Genomic DNA, 16,486 nt, shown 5'->3' with positions numbered 1-16,486 from the left:
GGAGGACCATGGACGAGAACGCATACGACTTCGACGCGAACTTCGCCGACGCCCGGCGGAAGCTGGCCGAGCTCAACGAGCGGGCCCGGCAGAACACGCAGCGCGCGTCGGCCCTCGCCGAGGATGCGAACTCGATCGTCGCCACCGCCCGCAGCGCGCGCGGCGAGGTGACCGTCCGAGCGCACGTGGGCGGCAGACTCGCGGACCTGTCGTTCGGCGACGCCGCCGACGAGCTGTCCCTCGACGCGCTGGGCCGGCTGACCCTGGAGACCATCACGAGAGCGCAGCGCGAGGCCATGACACTGCTCGCCGAGCGCGGCGCGGAGCTGTTCGGCCCCGAGTCCGACATCGCCCGGGGCATGGCGTCGGACGCCGAGCGCAGCTACCCCGACACGACTCCCGGACGGTGAGGACCCCGCCATGCATCTGAAGGTCGACACCGACCGGCTGACCGAGGTCGCCGATGAGCTCTCCCGCACCGCCTCCCGGTTCTCCGGCAGCATCGACGCGCTCGACGCCGGCTCCCGCGAGTTGCGGAGCCAGTGGACGGGTTCGGCTTCGGCGGCGTTCGGCGCCCGCGCGGCCGCCCTCGACGCCGACGCACGCGAGCACATCACGAATCTGCGCAGGACCTCGGCGGTCGTGCGCCGCCTCGCCGAGGAGTATCGGCAGGCCGACTCGGACGGCGCCCGCGCGGTCACCGGCCGCTGACCCGCTGGCGGGAACGTCCCGGACGCGGGATGCTGGGGGCATGGAACTGCGTTGCAAACGAGCCTATGAGAACGCCTCGGCCGAAGACGGGTTCCGTGTTCTCATCGACCGGCTCTGGCCACGGGGCGTGTCGAAGGAGAAGGCCGCCATCGACCTGTGGGCGAAAGGCATCGCCCCGAGCACGGAGCTCCGTCACGACTGGCATGCCGCCCCGGATGCCGATTTCGAGGTGAACGCGGAGCGCTACCGTGCGCAGCTGGCGGCGGAGAGCGCGCCGGCGCTGCAGGAGCTGGTCGAGGAGCTGAAGGGCCGCCCCGTCGTGACCCTCGTGTACGGGCTGCGCAACACCGAGCACAACCACGCCGTCGTGCTGGCGGAGGTGCTGCGACCGCTGCTGGGCTGACGCGGGCGGGACATCGGCGCTTCGAGTCGAGAGCACGCGGCATCCGACCCGGAGCGCTTCAAGGCAGCCCACCGGTCACACATCACCGATACCCGGAGGGTATCGGTCGGGCACCCTTTTGGTACTTCATCTACTCGCACCTCTCAGGCAATGTGATAACTGGTGCCCTGCTCGAGACGCCTGAGCAGGACGCACCGTGTGAACCACGCCGAATCCCGACCCAGGTCGCACCGACGAAGGAGCGCCACGTGACACTTCCCCTCGACGGAATCGTCGTCGCCGATTTCAGTCGCGTGCTCGCCGGCCCCCTGGCCACCAGCACACTGGCTGATCTCGGCGCGCGGGTGATCAAGGTCGAGCGCCCGGAGGGCGGAGATGACACGCGCGCATGGGGACCGCCGTGGACGACCGACGGGGCCGCGTACTTCCACAGCGCGAACCGCAACAAGCAGTCGATCGTGCTCGACCTGCGCGATGAAGATGACCGGAGACTGGCTCGCCGGCTGGCCGAGCGTGCAGACGTCGTCGTCGAGAATTTCCGCACCGGGGTCCTGGACAAGCACGGGCTCGGGTACGAGGACGTGCGAGCCGCCAATCCACGAGTGGTCTACTGTTCGATCACAGGATTCGGCGGCACCGGCCGTGGAGCGGATATGCCCGGCTACGATTTCCTCGTCCAGGCGGTCGGCGGGCTGATGTCCATCACCGGCGATGCCGATGCACCGATGAAAGCCGGAGTCGCCGTCGTCGACGTCCTCACGTCCAAGGACGCCACGACGGGCATCCTCGCGGCTCTGCTCGCTCGCGCCACGACGGGCACCGGCCAGCGCGTCGAGGTGAACCTGTTGTCGAGCCTGCTCGGCGCACTCGTCAATCAGGCCTCGTCATATCTTGCGACCGGGCGCGCGCCGGGGCGGCTCGGCAATGCCCATCCGTCGATCGCCCCCTACGAACTGCTCACGTGCGCCGACGGGCAGATGGCGATCGCGTGCGGGACCGACGGGCAGTTCCGGAAGCTCGCAGCGGTGCTGGAGGACCCGTCCCTCGCCGACGACCCTCGATTCACGACGAACGCGTCGCGCGTGACCAACCGCGCGGCCCTCGTCCTTCACCTGGAACGCCGCTTGATCACACGACCCGTGGCGCACTGGGTCGAGCGACTGACGGATGCCGGTGTGCCGGCGGGGAAGGTCGGCACGATAGCGGATGCTTTCGCCCTCGCCGCCGAGCTCGGACTGCACCCGACGGTCGACGTGGGCGACGGCCTGCCTGCACAGGTCCGCAACCCCATCAGTCTGTCCGAGACTCCCGTGACGCAGTATGGGGCTCCCCCGCGTCTCGGTCAACACAGCGACGAAATCCGTCGCTGGCTGCACGAGGAGGAACGGCGATGAGCCACCATGACCCGATGAAGCTGCCCCCGCTCGATCCGGCCGACCCGGCATCCCTCGACGATCTCCTCACAGAGGAGGAGAAGGCGATCCGCTCGGCGGTGCGCCAATTGCTCGACGCGAGCGTCGAGCCGCACATCGCGGAGTGGTTCGAGAACGGTTCCATTCCGGACATCCGCGGACTCACCCGTGAACTCGGCTCTCTGGGAGTGCTCGGAATGCACCTCGAAGGGTATGGGTGCGCCGGCATGTCGGCGACGGAGTACGGGGTCGCCTGCCTCGAGATCGAAGCCACCGACTCCGGGTTGCGCTCGCTCGTATCCGTGCAGGGCTCCCTCGCGATGTTCGCGATCTGGCGGTGGGGCTCCGAGGAGCAGAAGCAGGAATGGCTGCCCCGGATGGCCGCCGGCGAGGCCATCGGCTGCTTCGGGCTCACCGAGCCCGACGCCGGATCCGACCCCGCCAGCATGACGACGTACGCACGTCGAGACGGCGACGATTGGATTCTCAACGGCCGCAAGATGTGGATCTCGAACGCTCCGTACGCCGACATCGCCGTGGTCTGGGCACGCACCGATGACGGCATCCGCGGATTCCTGGTCCCGGCAGGAACACCCGGATTCTCCGCGCCGGAGATCAAACACAAGATGTCGCTGCGCGCATCGGCGACGGGTGAGCTCGTACTCGACGATGTTCGGCTTCCCGCATCCGCGGTCCTCCCCGAGGTGCGAAGTCTGAAAGGACCGCTGTCATGCCTCAACGAGGCTCGATACGGCATCGTATGGGGGGCTCTCGGCGCGGCACGCTCCAGCATCGAAGCCGCCCGCAGTTATGCCGCCGACCGGCTCCAGTTCGGAAAGCCGATCAGCGCTTTCCAACTGACGCAGCAGAAGCTCGCAGACATGTCGTTGGAGTACATCAAGGGCTACCTTCTCGCTCTGCACCTCGGGCGTCGCAAGGACGCCGGCCTGTTGCGGCCGGAGCAGGTGAGCATCGGCAAGCTGAACAACGTCCGCGAGTCCCTGGAGATCTGCCGGACGGCCCGCACGATCCTCGGCGCGAACGGCATCTCACTGGAGTACCCCGTCATCCGCCACCAGAACAACCTGGAGTCGGTGCTCACCTACGAGGGGACCGTCGAGATGCACACCCTGGTGCTCGGTCAGGTCCTCACCGGCGAATCGGCGTTCCGATGACCTCCGTCCGCATCAGCTCGGTGCCGAGCATCACCACCGGGCCAGATGTCGTGTGATGCCTCCATCACCGTGGCGAGGGCAGGGTTGTCGTCGCGATCGCGCCAGGCCAGCCGGACCTCGACATTGCCCAGGTCGGGGTCCAGTGGACGGAAGACGACGTCGTGAGCCGGAATGTTCGCCTGGACACCGGAGAACGTCAAAGCGATGCCCACACCCGCATCGACAAGGAGCAGCTGAGTCGCGGAGTCCACTGCGGTCTGGACGATCCGAGGCACGAAACGACCCCGCAGTCCCAGCAGATGAAGCCGGTTGGACAGCGTGGCGCCGCTCCCGCCGGGCAGGACCACCCACGGTGCGGCTGCGACGTCAGAGGCGCTCAGAGTCTGCTTGGCCGCGAGCGGGTGGTCGTCTGCCAAGGCCACGACCAGCTGCTCGATGGCGATCACTCGGGACTGAACATCACTCGGCAGGAAATCCCAGCGACCGATCACGGCGTCGAGAGCGCCCTCGCGCAATCGTTCCAGACCGGCGTGGGAGAGCTGCGATCCGTGGAGTTCCAGAGTGAGCCCGGGAAGAGCGCGGCGCACACGCCGCGCCAGTGCACTCACGAGCGCGTTCACCGAAGCACCGGCGAACCCCAGCCTCACCAGGCCCACTTCGCCGTCACGCGCTCGCCGAGCGAGTTCGACCATGCGTTCAGCCTGCATGACGAGGTCCCGGGCTGGTTGCAGGAGGATCTGACCCACGTGCGTCAGGGACACATGGCGGGGGCTTCTGACGAACAACGGCGTTCCGAGCTCGGCCTCGATCGAGCGGATGAGTCTGCTCAGGGGAGGCTGGGCGATATGCAGACGGGCGGCCGCCCTGCCGAAGTGGAGTTCGTCCGCCACGGCCAGGAACGCTTTCGCCTCTCTAACATCCATCCGCCGAGCATACGGGTTGTGGATCGAAAGAGTGATCATGCGGTGGATCCGAGACGGGCAGGGCCTGCGAGGCCGTCACGCTCCGTCTGGGCGCGGTCCCCTCATCGCACGGCCCTGCGCCGCAGCACCCAGTCGATCGTGCTGCGCGCCGTGTCGCGCAAGGTGCGATCGTGCCGCCACTCCCGCCAGGTGAGGGCGACGATCAGCGCATCCAGCATCGTCAGCACGATCAGCAGCACGGACGGCGTCACGAACAGCTCGTACAGCTGGAAGAGCAGGAAGATCGTGAGCGCGGCGATCGCCCAGGGGTAGATCCGCCGTGATCCGCGCAGCAGCGCGAGGACGATGGCGATCTTGACCAGGCCGTGCAGCAGCAGGTAGCCGGCCAGGAACCCGGCGGTCGCCGGGTCGAGACCCGAGACGCCGTGCAGCAGCAGGTTCGCGAGGATGTCGTGCGGATCCTCCGCGAGCTCATGCGCGGTCACGACCTGCGCGAGGTGCTGCAGCCCGGCAGGCGAGGCGACCAGCAGCGCGACGCCGCCGACCAGCTCCGCCAGCCCGTCGATCCCCTTCCCGACCACACCGACGAGGAACAGCAGATCGAGCATGCGCTGTCGCATCGCCGACGTCCTCTCCGAGTGGGATCCCGCCACAGTAGCGCTGTCAGCTCCAGACGAACCGGAAGACGCCGGATGCCACGGCCGCGGCGATCGCGACGGCCATGATGGCCGCACCACCCGCCAGCGCGACCGCGTCGCGCACGTGCAACCGGGACGGCCGCGACCAGGTGCGGGGGATGCCGGAGCCGAATCCGCGCGCCTCCATGGCCATGGCGAGCTTGGTGCCGCGCCGCACGGCGAACACGAGCAGCACGAAAGCCATCGAGAAGAAACGGCGCAGCGCGCCGTGATCGCCGACGCCGCGCGCACGCCTCGCCAGCGACATGGTCCGCCAGTCGTCGAGGAACAGCCCCAGCATCCGCGCGCCGGCCAGCACCCCCAGCACGAACCGGCTGGGCAGGTGCGCGACCTGGGCGAGCGCGTCGCCGAGCTGTGTCGGGTCGGTGCGGCCGAACAGCAGGATCGTGGGCAGTCCGAGGGCGATCACGCGCAGCGTGACGGCGACGGCGAGTGCGATGGACCCCTCGCTGATCACGGCGATCCCGAACCGCCACAGCACCTGCCCCTCCGGCTCGGCGTACAGCAGCATGCTCACCCCTGCGACGGGCGAGAACAGGGCGATCGGCAGCATCCGCAGCAGCACGGTGCGCGGCGACAGCCCGGTCAGCGGCAGGCACAGCAGCTGCAGGCCGATCGCGACCAGTGCACTGACCGCGTCGATCGACGCGAACAGCGGCACCGACAGCAGCAGCGCCAGCACGAGCTTCGTCACGGGGTTGACTCCGTCGAGCCAGGCGGTGCGCGGTGCGGCCGAGAGAGCGGATGCCGCGGCCTGGCGCTTCACGTCGGTCACCGCGCCCCTCCGCGCTCGGCCGGGGCGACGAGCTCGAGGCGCTGCCCGCCGAGGTGCCGCACGACGGCGTCGTCATGGCTGACCGCGACGATCGTGCGACCGGCCGTGATCTCCTCCTGCAGCAGCTCGACGATGCCGATCCAGCCGCGCCGATCCTGCCCGAAGGTCGGCTCGTCGAGCACGATCACCTGCGGGGCGGATGCCAGCACCGTCGCCACCGACAACCGCCGCTTCTGCCCGCCGCTGAGGGTGAAGGGGTTGGCGAGCGCGAGCGGGGCCAGCTGCAGTCGCGCCAGCAGGTCGTCGGCGATGGCCCGGGCCTGGGCATCCGTCTTCTTCAGCGCCCGCGGACCGACCGCGAGCTCGTCGCGCAGGGTGCGCGCGAGGAATTGGTGCTCGGGCTCCTGGAACACCGTGCCGATGCGGGTGAGCAGCTCACGCGAGCTCCACCGCGAAGGACGTCTGCCGGAGCGTCCGGTGAGATCGGATGCCGCGGTGACCGCGCCCTCGAGCTCGGGCAGCAGGCCCGCGAGGGTGAGTGCCAGCGTCGACTTCCCCGCCCCGTTCGGACCGGTCACGACCGTGGCCGCGGCGCGAGGGATGTGTACATCGAGGCCTCGTTGCACGGCCGTCCGCCCGTCGCGCGAGACGGTGAGCGCGTCGGTCTCGAGCACGGCATCCGATTCCGCCGCGGCCCGCTCCAGCACCGGCAGCGGGACACCGCGTTCCGGCACCCACACCCCGGCGTCCGCCAGCGCATCACCATGGCGTCCGAAGACCTCCGCGGGGCTCCCGTCGGCCAGCAGCCCCCCGTCGGCGGCAAGCACGATCACGCGGGTGAGCAGGTCGGCCCAGATCTCGGTGCGGTGCTCGACGACGATGAGGGTCGCCCCGGTGTCGTCGAGCACCCGCCCCACGCTCTCGCGCACCTCGCGCACCCCTTCGGGGTCGAGGTTGGCCGTCGGTTCGTCCAGCAGCAGCAGGCCTGGTCGCATGGCGAGCACCCCGGCCAGAGCGAGCCGCTGCTTCTGCCCTCCGGAGAGCTCCTTGGTCGCGCGGTCCGGCGGCACGTCCAGACCGACGGCGTCCAGCGCCTCCGCGACCCGGCCGGGGATGTCCTCGGCGGGAACGCCGAGGTTCTCGCACCCGAAGGCGACGTCGTCACCCACCTTGGAGAGCACGACCCCGGCATCCGGGTCCTGCAGCACCAGCCCGATCTCACCGCGACGAGCCTCGGGCACCGCACCGTCGATGAGCAGCGAACCGCTGCGCTCGCCCTCGTCGGCGTCGCCGAGCACTCCCGCGAGCCCGGCCAGCAGCGTGGATTTGCCGGCTCCGGATGCCCCCAGCAGCAGCACCCGCTCCCCCGGTTCGATCGTGAACGAGACGTCGGCGACGGCCGGCAGACGCCTGCCGGCGTAGCGCCAACCCCACCCCTCCACCGCGACGCGCGCAGGAGCGGACACGCTCAGACCTCCTGGCGGGCTTCCCTGCCGGCGGCGAATCGGCTCAGCGCTCCCGTCGCGGCCAGGGCTCGCACGAGCAGCCAGCCGACGACGCCCGCCAGCACGATGCCCGAGACGACGACCGTGCCGAGGTAGATGGCGTTGAACTCGACCGACTTCAGGATGTTCGGCGAGGAGCCGTAGAACAGTTCGAAGACCCATGCGGCGGCGCCCGCGCCGACACCGGCGAGCATGGCGACGGGGAGCCCGAAGCGGCGATATGCGAACGCGGCGAAGACCAGCTCGGCGCCCAGGCCCTGCACGATGCCGGACAGCACCGTCGACACGCCCCAGACGTTGCCGATCAGCATGGAGATGATGGCGGCGACGACCTCGACGACCAATGCCGCGCCGGGCTTGCGGATCACGAGCCCGCCGATGACGCCGCCGATCAGCCAGATGCCGACCGCGATGCCGCCCAGGCCGGGGGTCAGGGCGTCGGCGGCCTCGAACCAGGCGTAGCCGATGGTGTTCCAGGCCCAGAAGATCAAGCCGGCAGCGACGCCGAGGACGGCGGCCACGACGATGTCGACGACCCGCCAGCGCGAGTTGCGGGCGGTACGGGCCGAAGCGGCCCCGGTGACGGATGTGGACGTACTCATATGAACTCCTCCCTGCGCCGGCATGGTCCGGATCAGGTTCGACGGTCGAAGCGCGGTTCGCTTCCTCTCAGCCCGGCGCGCCGGACTCCCGTGGTGATGTCATCGATCATAACCGACTGCACAGAGATGACGTCGGCGATGTCCCATACCATTGCGCGCGCGGATTGGTACCCTGTATCGGGTGACTGCCTCCCCCGAGTCCGCGCGGTTCCCCACGCGGCGATCGCTGCGCGAGCGAGCGCGCATGCACGCGGACCCGGAGGCCGGTCCGACACGGGCCGGCGAGGCGGGTGCGCCGGTCTCGGGTGCGCCGGTCTCGAGTCCATCCGCATCGGATGACGCAGCCGCCATCACAGCCGCATCACTGTTCGGCGACGATACCGCCGCGCCTGCGATCGACCGCGTGCCGTCGCGTGTTCCGGGGGCATCGGCGGAGTCGGAGCTCGTCACGGCCTTCGTCGACTCGGTGGAGACGGATGCTCCGCAGCCCGAGCCCGGGCTCCACGTCCCGCCCGAGCCCGGCACCCCTCCGACGCCCGACGTCGTCCCCGCGCCCGACGTCGTCCCACCGACGGCCTGGGCCGATGACGAGCATCCGACCACCGCGCTGACCTGGCTCGATCCGCGGACCGTGGGCGCGTCACCGGTCCAGGGCGCGGAACCCGCTCCCGCGCTTTTCGCCGGGGCAGCGCGACGGTCGGGGCGACGCGCACGCGTGATCATCCCCGCGGGCATCATCGCGGCCCTGTGCGCGGGGTACGTCGGCGGCACGCTGCTGATGCCGTTGGACAACGTCGCCCCGACCGTGCAGAACGTGCAGCTCGAGGTCGCTCCCGCGCCCGCCGCGACCATCTCCTGGCCCGGGGACGGCAGCGCGGCCGTGATGGTGCAGGGCATGCCGCCCGCCGCCTCCACCACCGAGCGGGACGAGATCGCCAGCATCTCCAAGGTCGTCTCGGTCCTGATGGTGCTCGACGAGCTGCCGCTCGAGGTCGGCGAACAGGGACCGAGCTTCGAGTTCACGTGGGCGGATCGGCGCGACTTCTGGAGCTACCGGCGCACGAACCAGTCGTCCCTGGACGTTCCCGTGGGCGGCAGCCTGACCGAGTACCAGATGCTGCAGGGCGTGCTGCTGGGCTCGGCGAACAACTACATCGACCGGCTGGCCGACGAGCTCTGGGGCTCCGAGGGATTCTCCGCCGCGGCGGGCAGGTGGCTGAGCGATCACGGCATCGACGGCATCTCGTTGTTCAGCCCGTCCGGGTTCGACGAGTCCAACGTCGCCGCGCCGGGGAGCCTGATCCGTCTCGGCGAGCTGGCGATGCGCAACCCGGTGTTCGCGGAGATCGTCGGCACGCGCTCGGCCGAGATCCCCGGCGTCGGCACGGTGACCAACACCAACGGCATGCTCGACGACGAGGGCGTCATCGGCGTGAAGACCGGCACCCTGTCGCATTGGAGCCTGCTCACCGCGAAGGACGTGCCGGTCGGCGACACCACGGCGCGACTGATCACGGCGGTCCTGGGGCAGGAGAGCAACGCCGATCGGCTCGCCGTGACGCGCAGCCTGCTCGCCGGCGTCGAGAAGGAGCTCGCCGAGCAGCCCGTGTCCGTCGCGAAGGGCACCGTGGTCGGCCACGTCACCACCGAGTGGGGTGAGCGGGTCGACGTCGTCACCGATGCCGACGCCAAGGTCGTGCTGTGGAACGGCGCGATCGCCGCCGCCGCCGCGGAGATCGACCTGGGGTCGAGCACGACCGCAGGCGCGAGGGTCGGCACGCTCACGACCAAGGGGCCGATCGACATGGTCGAGACCCCCGTGTCACTCGCCGAGGACATCACCGATCCCAGCATCTGGTGGCGCCTCACGCATCCGCTCGAGCTCTTCGGCCTCGACAAGGACTGATCTCCGTGAGACGCCCGTCTCCGAACGGGGACGGGCGTCTCACGTGCGGCTCGGCCGCCGTTCTCAGCGGAGGTCGGGACGCGGATGGGGGAGGTCGGATGCCGAGGACTCGGCGTCCCGCACGGCATCCGCGAACCGCGCAGCGTCCGGTGCCTGCGCGACGGCCTCGTCATCCGCGTCGCCGGTGACGACCACCGGGGTGGAGCCCGTGAGCGCCTCCTCGGCGTCGATGTCGGTCGCGGCCTGCTCGAACTGCGACTGGTAGAGCCGCCAGTAGGCGCCCTGCGCGGCGATGAGCGAGTCGTGGTTGCCCTGCTCGACGATGTCGCCGTGCTCCATCACGAGGATGAGGTCGGCGTCGCGGATCGTGGACAGCCGGTGCGCGATGACGAAGGAGGTGCGCCCCTCGCGCAGCGCCGCCATGGCGTGCTGCAGCAGCAGTTCGGTGCGGGTGTCGACGGCGCTGGTGGCCTCGTCGAGGATGAGGATCGACGGCTGCGCCACGAACGCCCGGGCGATCGTGATGAGCTGCCGTTCTCCGGCGGAGACGTTGGAGGCCTCCTCGTCGAGCACCGTGTCGTATCCCTCGGGGAGCGAGTGCACGAATCGGTCGACGTAGGTCGCCTCCGCCGCGGCCACGATCTCCTCGTCGGATGCCGTCTCGCTGCCGTACCGGATGTTGTCGCGGATCGTCCCGCCGAACAGCCACGGGTCCTGCAGCACCATCCCGGTGCGGCGGCGCAGGTCGTCTCGCGCCATCTCGGCGATGTCCTGCCCGTCGAGGAGGATGCGGCCGGAGTCCAGCTCGTAGAACCGCATGATGAGGTTCACGAGCGTCGTCTTGCCCGCACCCGTCGGCCCCACGATGGCCACCGTCTGACCCGGCTCGACACGGAACGACAGGTCCTGGATCAGCGGGCGGTCCTCGCTGTACGAGAACACGACGTGGTCGAACTCGATGACGCCCCGCCCGCCGTCCACGGTGGGCGCATCCTCGGCATCCGGATCCTGCTCCTCGGCATCCAGGAAGTCGAACACGCGCTCGGCCGACGCCGTCCCGGACTGCACGACGGCCGCCATGCCGCCCAGCTCGCTGAGCGGCTGGCTGAACTGCTGCGAGTACTGGATGAACGCCTGCACGTCGCCCAGGCGCAGACCGCCGCCCGCCACCATCAGCCCGCCGAGCACGGCGATGCCGACATACTGCAGGTTGCCGACGAAGGTCATGGCGGGCATGATCACGCCCGACAGGAACTGCGCCTTGAAGCTCGCCTGGAACAGCTCCTCGTTCTCCTCCTGGAAGCGGTCGAGGGCGTCCTGCTCACGGCCGAAGACCTTCACGAGGGCGTGACCGGAGAAGGCCTCCTCGACGCGCGCGTTCAGACGGCCGACCTTGCGCCACTGGATGCCGAACGCCTTCTGCGAGCGCGGACCGATGACGCCGAAGATGATCCCCATGAGCGGCAGCGACACCAGGGCGACCAGCGCCAGCTGCCACGAGATCGAGAACATCATGATCAGCACGCCCACGACGGTGAGCACCGAGGTCAACGCACCCGACAGCGACTGCTGCATGGTCTGCGTGATGTTGTCGATGTCGTTGGTCACCCGTGAGATCAGCTCACCGCGCTGCACCCTGTCGAAGTACGACAGCGGCAGGCGGTTGATCTTCGCCTCGACGTCCTCGCGCAGGCGCCACATGGTGCGGACCATGATGACGTTGATGACGTACCCCTGCAGCCAGCTCAGCACCGCCGAGAGGATGTAGATCGCCATCACCGCGAGGATGATCCAGCGCAGCCGCTCGAAGTCGACGCCGTCCCCGACCTTGAAGTCGGCCATGGCCGAGACCATGTCGGCGAACGTGCCCTGGTCGGCCTGGCGCAGCCCCGCCACCACCTGGTCCCGGCTGGTCCCTGCGGGGAACCCCCCGTCGCCGAGCACCATGGAGATGAAGCCCTCGTAGACGATGTTCGTCGCCTCGCCGAGGATCTTCGGCGCCGCGACCGAGAGCACCACGCCGATGGCGCCGAAGAAGGACACCAGCACGAACCAGCCGGCCGCGGGGCGCAGCAGTCCGATCATGCGCCGGAAGCTCGGGCCGAAGTGGTCGGCCTTCCCCGGCGCGCCGCCGCCGTGCATCCCTCCGCCGCCCTGCCGGGCCCGTTCCGCCTGCTCGAGCTCCTCCCGCTCGGCGGCCGTGGTCTGCTCCGATGACGTCGCGGCGCTCACGCGTCCACCCCCAGCTGCGACACGACGATCTCCTTGTAGGTCTCGTTGGAGGCGAGTAGCTCGTCATGCGTGCCGACGCCCACCACCGCCCCGTCGTCGAGGACGACGATGCGATCGGCATCCGTGATGGTCGACACGCGCTGGGCGACGACGATCTTGGTGACATCCGGCAGCTCCCGCCACAGCGCCTGCCGGAGCCTGGCATCCGTCGTCAGATCCAGAGCCGAGAACGAGTCGTCGAAGACGAGGATCCGGGGACGGTGCACGATGGCGCGGGCGATCGCCAGCCGCTGCCGCTGCCCGCCGGAGACGTTCGTGCCGCCCTGCGCGATGTGCGAGTCGAGGCCCTCGGGCATCTCCTCGACGAAGTCACGTCCCTGGGCGATCTCCAGCGCCTCCCAGAGCTCCGCGTCGGTGGCGTCCTCGCGGCCGTAGCGGAGGTTGGAGGCCACGGTGCCGGTGAACAGGAAGGGACGCTGCGGCACCAGGCCGATGCCGCGCCACAGCGCGTCCAGATCGGCTTCGCGCACGTCGACGCCGCCGACCGAGACGGATCCGCCGGTCACGTCGAACAGACGGGGGATGAGCGAGACGAGTGTGGTCTTGCCCGAGCCGGTGGAGCCGATGACGGCGACGGTCTCACCGGGCTCGGCCCGGAAGCTGATGCCCGTGAGCACGGGGGCCTCGGCACCGGGGTAGGTGAACTCCACATCCTCGAAGACGACCTCTCCGGGGGTCGGCGGCACGACGACGCCGTCGTCGGGGCGGGTCATCGACGACTCCGTGTCGAGGACCTCCGCCACGCGCTCGGCGGAGACGGCCGCACGCGGGATCATCATGGCCATGAAACTGGACATGATCACGCCCATCATGATCTGGCCGATGTACTGCATGAACGCGAAGATCGTCCCGATCTCGGCGTTGCCGAGGTTGATCTCGACGCCGCCGAACCAGATGACCGCCACGACCGTCACGTTGAGCACCAGCATGAACAGCGGGAACATGAGCACGAACAGCGACCCGATGTTGCGGCCGAGCACCATGAGGTCGGTGTTGACCTCGCGGAACCGGCGCTCCTCGATCCGCTCGCGCACGAACGCGCGCACGACGCGCACGCCGGTGAGCTGTTCGCGCATGATGCGGTTCACGTCGTCGAGCTTGCGCTGGTTGGCGCGGAACAGCGGCACCATGCGGCCGATGATGAGCACGGCGATGATCAGCAGCACCGGCACGGACACGGCGATCAGCCAGCTGAGGCCGACATCGGTCTGGATGGCCTTGATGATGCCGCCGATGGCCAGCAGCGGAGCGGTGACGAACATCGTCGCCCCCATCATCGCCAGCATCTGCACCTGCTGCACGTCGTTGGTGTTGCGGGTGATGAGCGATCCCGCGCCGAACTGCGCGACCTCGCGCTCGGAGAACCCGCTCACCCGGGAGAACACGTCGGCGCGGATGTCGCGGCCGGCCGCCATCGCCATGCGCGCGGCGAAGAGCGTCGCGAGGATGGAGGCGACGATCTGCCCGAACGACACCAGCAGCATGAATCCGCCGCGCGCCCAGATGTAGCCGATGTCGGCCTTGGCGACGCCGTTGTTGATGATGTCGGCGTTGATCTCGGGCAGGTTCAGCGACGCCATCACACTGGCGAACTGCAGCACCACGACCAGCAGCAGCAGCCACCAGTACCTTCTGAGGTAGCGGACGAGGATCTTTCCGAGCACGAGCGGACTTCCTTCAGGGATCAGGGCCGGGGAACGGCCACAGAACAGCGTGCCACGAACTGCTCGGATCCGTATCCCCCGCGAGGTGGACATTCGCTGTGAGCGCAACGACGAGTCGATGCTCCGCCCTGCGAGGCGGCGGCCCCGCGCCGTCGCGAATAGACTCGCAGGCATGCCACCGCGACCGTCCGACGCCCCCGGGGCGGTGCTGCTGGTGTGCGACTACTCGCTGCGGTACCTCGGCGGCGCCCAGACCGCCTTCGTGCGGCAGGCGCAGGCGCTCGCGGAGGAGGGCGTGCCGGTCGTCGTGCTGGCTCCGGATGCCGATGAACCGACCGCCGAGGGCGTCGTCACCATCGCGCCTCCGCGCCGCGGCACCATCCCCGTGCTGGATCTGCCGCTGCTGGGTCGTGCGAGGGACCTCGAGCCGCTGATCACGGCGACCGTGCGCAGGCACGACGTGGGCGCGATCGTCGTGCACTCGGAGTTCGCGCTGGCGGCCGCCGCCCTGGCCGTCGGGAAACGACTCGGCATCCCCGTGCTGCACACCGTGCACACGTTCTTCTGGCGTGCGCCCGCCGTGCTGGCCCCGTTCGCGCCGCTGGTCTCACGCGTGCACGCCGCGCTCACCGGCATCCGCGACGGCGGCCGATGCACCGGAAGTCACCCGCTGGACAATGCGCTGCGCACCATGACCCTGCGGGTCGCGCAGCGCGCCGACATCGTGCTCTCCCCCTCCCGGCACCAGGCGGAGGCGCTGCGGAGGGCGGGCGCCGGTCGCGTGGAGGCGTTCTCCAACGTCGCACAGCCTCTGCAGGCGACGCCGCCGTCCACCGACGGACCGCTGCGACTGCTGTGGGTCGCGCGCTTCGCGCCGGAGAAGCGCGTGGAGGTGGCGCTGGACGCGATGCGCGCCGTCGTCGCGCGCCTGGGCGAGGGGCGCGTCCACCTCGACGTCGCGGGCGGCACGCACCGGCCCGTGCCGGGAGTCGCGTTCCACGGTTCGGTCCCCGGTGACCGGGTGGCGGAGCTGATGGATGCCGCGGATGCCGCACTCATCACCTCCCTGGGCTTCGACAACCAGCCGATGGTGGCGCTGGAGGCCTTCGCGCACGGTCGCCCCGTGATCGTCAGCGACCCGGTGCTGGGCGGGGAGTTCGGGGAGGCCGCGCTACTGACGCCGACCCCGGATGCCGAGGGTCTGGCCGAGCTCGTCCTGAGCCTGGAGGCCGACCGCTCGCTCCTGGATGCCCCCCGTGCAGGCGCCCTCGCCTACGCGCGCGACCGCGTCGCCGCCGCCCACGTCGCACGTCTGCGGGAGCTCATCGCCTCCGCGCGCGCCTGACGATCACTCGAACAGCGGCACGGCGGGGATGAACTCGCGTGCGGCGGCACCGGGGTCCTCGCCGAGGTCGGCGATGGTCGCCGGCCTCCAGTGCGGGTCGCGGTCCTTGTCGACGAGCTGCGCGCGGATGCCCTCCACCAGATCGGGGTGGGTGCCGAACCACATCACCCGGCGGTACTCTCCCTCCAGCGCCTCGCGCACGCCGCGCATGCCGCGGGCCTCGCGCACGGCGTCCAGCGTCACGGCCAGGCCCGTGGGCGCCAGTTCGCCGAGCACGGCGAGCGCTGCGGCGGCACCCTCGGCATCCGAGGCCCGCAGCCGCTCCACGATCTCCCGCAGGGTCGGCGCGGAGAACGCCTCGTCGATCCACTCCCGCGCGGCCAGCAGGGGTGACGGGCCGGGGGTCTCGTCGAACAGCAGCACCATCTCGTCGAGCGTGCCGGGGTCGGCGCGCCGGGCCAGCGCCTCGCGCAGCGCGTCCAGGTTCTCCGAGGGCACGTAATGGTCGGCGAAGCCGAGCTGCACGGCATCCGCCCCGGTCATGCTCTGCCCGGTCAGGCCGAGGTACTCCCCCAGCCGCCCCGGTGCGCGGCCCAGCAGCCAGGTGCCGCCGACATCGGGGGTGAAGCCGATGCGGGTCTCCGGCATCGCGAGCTTCGACCGCTCCGTGACGATGCGCACCGCGGCGTGGCCCGCCAGCCCGATGCCGCCGCCCATCGTGATGCCGTCGGCGAAGACGACGATCGGCTTCGGATACTCGGCGATGAGGGCGTTCATCGCATACTCCGCGCGGAAGAACCCGGCGATGTCGCCCGGATGCCCGCCGACGATGTGCTCGTACAGCGCGCGCACATCGCCACCCGCGCAGAAGCCGCGCTCGCCCTCCCCGTCGATGAGCACGGTCTCGATGCCGGCGTCGTCCGACCAGGCCTTCAGCGCCGCGGTGATGCGTTCGATCATGTCCAGGTCCAGGGCGTTGATGGCCCGCGGACGGTTCAGAGTGATCCGTCCCAGGGAGTTCTCGGTGCGGACGAGTACGGTGGCGGCTTCGGCATCTGTCACGATCGCCAGGCTA

The 16,486-nt window shown here is 70.0% G+C and carries 15 protein-coding genes and 1 riboswitch; of the genes, 7 read left to right on the top strand and 8 right to left on the bottom strand.

Going from position 1 to position 16,486, the window contains the following annotated elements:
• Positions 1–8 precede the first annotated feature (8 nt).
• From ABD770_RS07575 to ABD770_RS07555, 5 genes are all read left to right on the top strand, one after another.
• A complete protein-coding gene (locus ABD770_RS07575; RefSeq protein ID WP_344818924.1) occupies positions 9–410 on the top strand; it encodes a YbaB/EbfC family nucleoid-associated protein in 402 nt (133 codons plus the stop codon).
• A 10-nt stretch (positions 411–420) separates the two neighbouring features.
• Entirely contained in the window at positions 421–711 is a 291-nt protein-coding gene (locus tag ABD770_RS07570; RefSeq protein ID WP_344818923.1) for a WXG100 family type VII secretion target, read from the top strand.
• Positions 712–751: 40 nt separating this feature from the next.
• Positions 752–1,114, top strand: coding sequence for a DUF488 domain-containing protein (locus tag ABD770_RS07565; RefSeq protein WP_344818922.1), 363 nt, complete (start codon positions 752–754; stop codon positions 1,112–1,114).
• A 248-nt stretch (positions 1,115–1,362) separates the two neighbouring features.
• A complete protein-coding gene (locus ABD770_RS07560) occupies positions 1,363–2,508 on the top strand; it encodes a CaiB/BaiF CoA transferase family protein (RefSeq protein WP_344818921.1) in 1,146 nt (381 codons plus the stop codon).
• The gene (locus ABD770_RS07555) at positions 2,505–3,701 is read left to right on the top strand and encodes an acyl-CoA dehydrogenase family protein (RefSeq protein ID WP_344818920.1); all 1,197 of its coding nucleotides are present in this window, start codon (positions 2,505–2,507) and stop codon (positions 3,699–3,701) included. The genes ABD770_RS07560 and ABD770_RS07555 overlap by 4 nt, the downstream gene beginning before the upstream one ends.
• Here the strand turns inward: ABD770_RS07555 and ABD770_RS07550 are convergent.
• From ABD770_RS07550 to ABD770_RS07530, 5 genes are all read right to left on the bottom strand, one after another.
• A complete protein-coding gene (locus ABD770_RS07550) occupies positions 3,668–4,624 on the bottom strand; it encodes a LysR substrate-binding domain-containing protein (RefSeq protein WP_344818919.1) in 957 nt (318 codons plus the stop codon). The two genes, ABD770_RS07555 and ABD770_RS07550, sit on opposite strands and share 34 nt — an antisense overlap.
• A 101-nt stretch (positions 4,625–4,725) precedes the next feature.
• On the bottom strand, positions 4,726–5,244 hold the full coding sequence (locus tag ABD770_RS07545; RefSeq protein WP_344818918.1) for a DUF2127 domain-containing protein: 519 nt from the start codon (positions 5,242–5,244) through the stop codon (positions 4,726–4,728).
• Positions 5,245–5,287: 43 nt separating this feature from the next.
• The gene (locus ABD770_RS07540; protein WP_344818917.1) at positions 5,288–6,097 is read right to left on the bottom strand and encodes an energy-coupling factor transporter transmembrane component T family protein; all 810 of its coding nucleotides are present in this window, start codon (positions 6,095–6,097) and stop codon (positions 5,288–5,290) included.
• On the bottom strand, positions 6,094–7,569 hold the full coding sequence (locus tag ABD770_RS07535) for an ABC transporter ATP-binding protein (RefSeq protein WP_425562761.1): 1,476 nt from the start codon (positions 7,567–7,569) through the stop codon (positions 6,094–6,096). The genes ABD770_RS07540 and ABD770_RS07535 overlap by 4 nt, the downstream gene beginning before the upstream one ends.
• On the bottom strand, positions 7,566–8,204 hold the full coding sequence (locus tag ABD770_RS07530; RefSeq protein ID WP_344818915.1) for an ECF transporter S component: 639 nt from the start codon (positions 8,202–8,204) through the stop codon (positions 7,566–7,568). The genes ABD770_RS07535 and ABD770_RS07530 overlap by 4 nt, the downstream gene beginning before the upstream one ends.
• Positions 8,197–8,306: riboswitch (TPP riboswitch) on the bottom strand. It overlaps the preceding gene by 8 nt.
• A 79-nt stretch (positions 8,307–8,385) precedes the next feature.
• Between ABD770_RS07530 and ABD770_RS07525 the strand changes: the two genes are divergently transcribed.
• The gene (locus ABD770_RS07525) at positions 8,386–10,110 is read left to right on the top strand and encodes a D-alanyl-D-alanine carboxypeptidase family protein (RefSeq protein WP_344818914.1); all 1,725 of its coding nucleotides are present in this window, start codon (positions 8,386–8,388) and stop codon (positions 10,108–10,110) included.
• A gap of 63 nt (positions 10,111–10,173) precedes the next feature.
• On the opposite strand, the gene ABD770_RS07520 is transcribed toward ABD770_RS07525, so the two are convergent.
• The gene (locus tag ABD770_RS07520) at positions 10,174–12,342 is read right to left on the bottom strand and encodes an ABC transporter ATP-binding protein (RefSeq protein WP_344818913.1); all 2,169 of its coding nucleotides are present in this window, start codon (positions 12,340–12,342) and stop codon (positions 10,174–10,176) included.
• Complete coding sequence (locus ABD770_RS07515; protein ID WP_344818912.1) at positions 12,339–14,066, bottom strand: ABC transporter ATP-binding protein; 1,728 nt, start codon at positions 14,064–14,066, stop codon at positions 12,339–12,341. The genes ABD770_RS07520 and ABD770_RS07515 overlap by 4 nt, the downstream gene beginning before the upstream one ends.
• Before the next feature lie 172 nt (positions 14,067–14,238).
• On the opposite strand from ABD770_RS07515, the gene ABD770_RS07510 reads away from it, so the two are divergent.
• A complete protein-coding gene (locus ABD770_RS07510) occupies positions 14,239–15,411 on the top strand; it encodes a glycosyltransferase family 4 protein (protein ID WP_344818911.1) in 1,173 nt (390 codons plus the stop codon).
• Between the two features lie 3 nt (positions 15,412–15,414).
• On the opposite strand, the gene ABD770_RS07505 is transcribed toward ABD770_RS07510, so the two are convergent.
• Positions 15,415–16,473, bottom strand: coding sequence for an enoyl-CoA hydratase/isomerase family protein (locus tag ABD770_RS07505; protein ID WP_344818910.1), 1,059 nt, complete (start codon positions 16,471–16,473; stop codon positions 15,415–15,417).
• Positions 16,474–16,486: the final 13 nt, after the last annotated feature.

The sequence above is a fragment of the Microbacterium soli genome (genome assembly GCF_039539005.1).
Classification (GTDB): Bacteria; Actinomycetota; Actinomycetes; order Actinomycetales; family Microbacteriaceae; genus Microbacterium; species Microbacterium soli.
The sequence above is the reverse complement of the archived record's forward strand: the minus strand, read 5'-3'. Positions and strand labels throughout refer to the sequence as shown.

Coding starts and splice junctions, on each gene's coding strand:
- ABD770_RS07570 (WP_344818923.1), top strand. CDS start 421: ATGCATCTGAAGGTCGACACCGACCGGCTGACCGAGGTCGCCGATGAG.
- ABD770_RS07545 (WP_344818918.1), bottom strand. CDS start 5,244: ATGCGACAGCGCATGCTCGATCTGCTGTTCCTCGTCGGTGTGGTCGGG.
- ABD770_RS07530 (WP_344818915.1), bottom strand. CDS start 8,204: ATGAGTACGTCCACATCCGTCACCGGGGCCGCTTCGGCCCGTACCGCC.
- ABD770_RS07550 (WP_344818919.1), bottom strand. CDS start 4,624: ATGGATGTTAGAGAGGCGAAAGCGTTCCTGGCCGTGGCGGACGAACTC.
- ABD770_RS07565 (WP_344818922.1), top strand. CDS start 752: ATGGAACTGCGTTGCAAACGAGCCTATGAGAACGCCTCGGCCGAAGAC.
- ABD770_RS07555 (WP_344818920.1), top strand. CDS start 2,505: ATGAGCCACCATGACCCGATGAAGCTGCCCCCGCTCGATCCGGCCGAC.
- ABD770_RS07510 (WP_344818911.1), top strand. CDS start 14,239: ATGCCACCGCGACCGTCCGACGCCCCCGGGGCGGTGCTGCTGGTGTGC.
- ABD770_RS07575 (WP_344818924.1), top strand. CDS start 9: ATGGACGAGAACGCATACGACTTCGACGCGAACTTCGCCGACGCCCGG.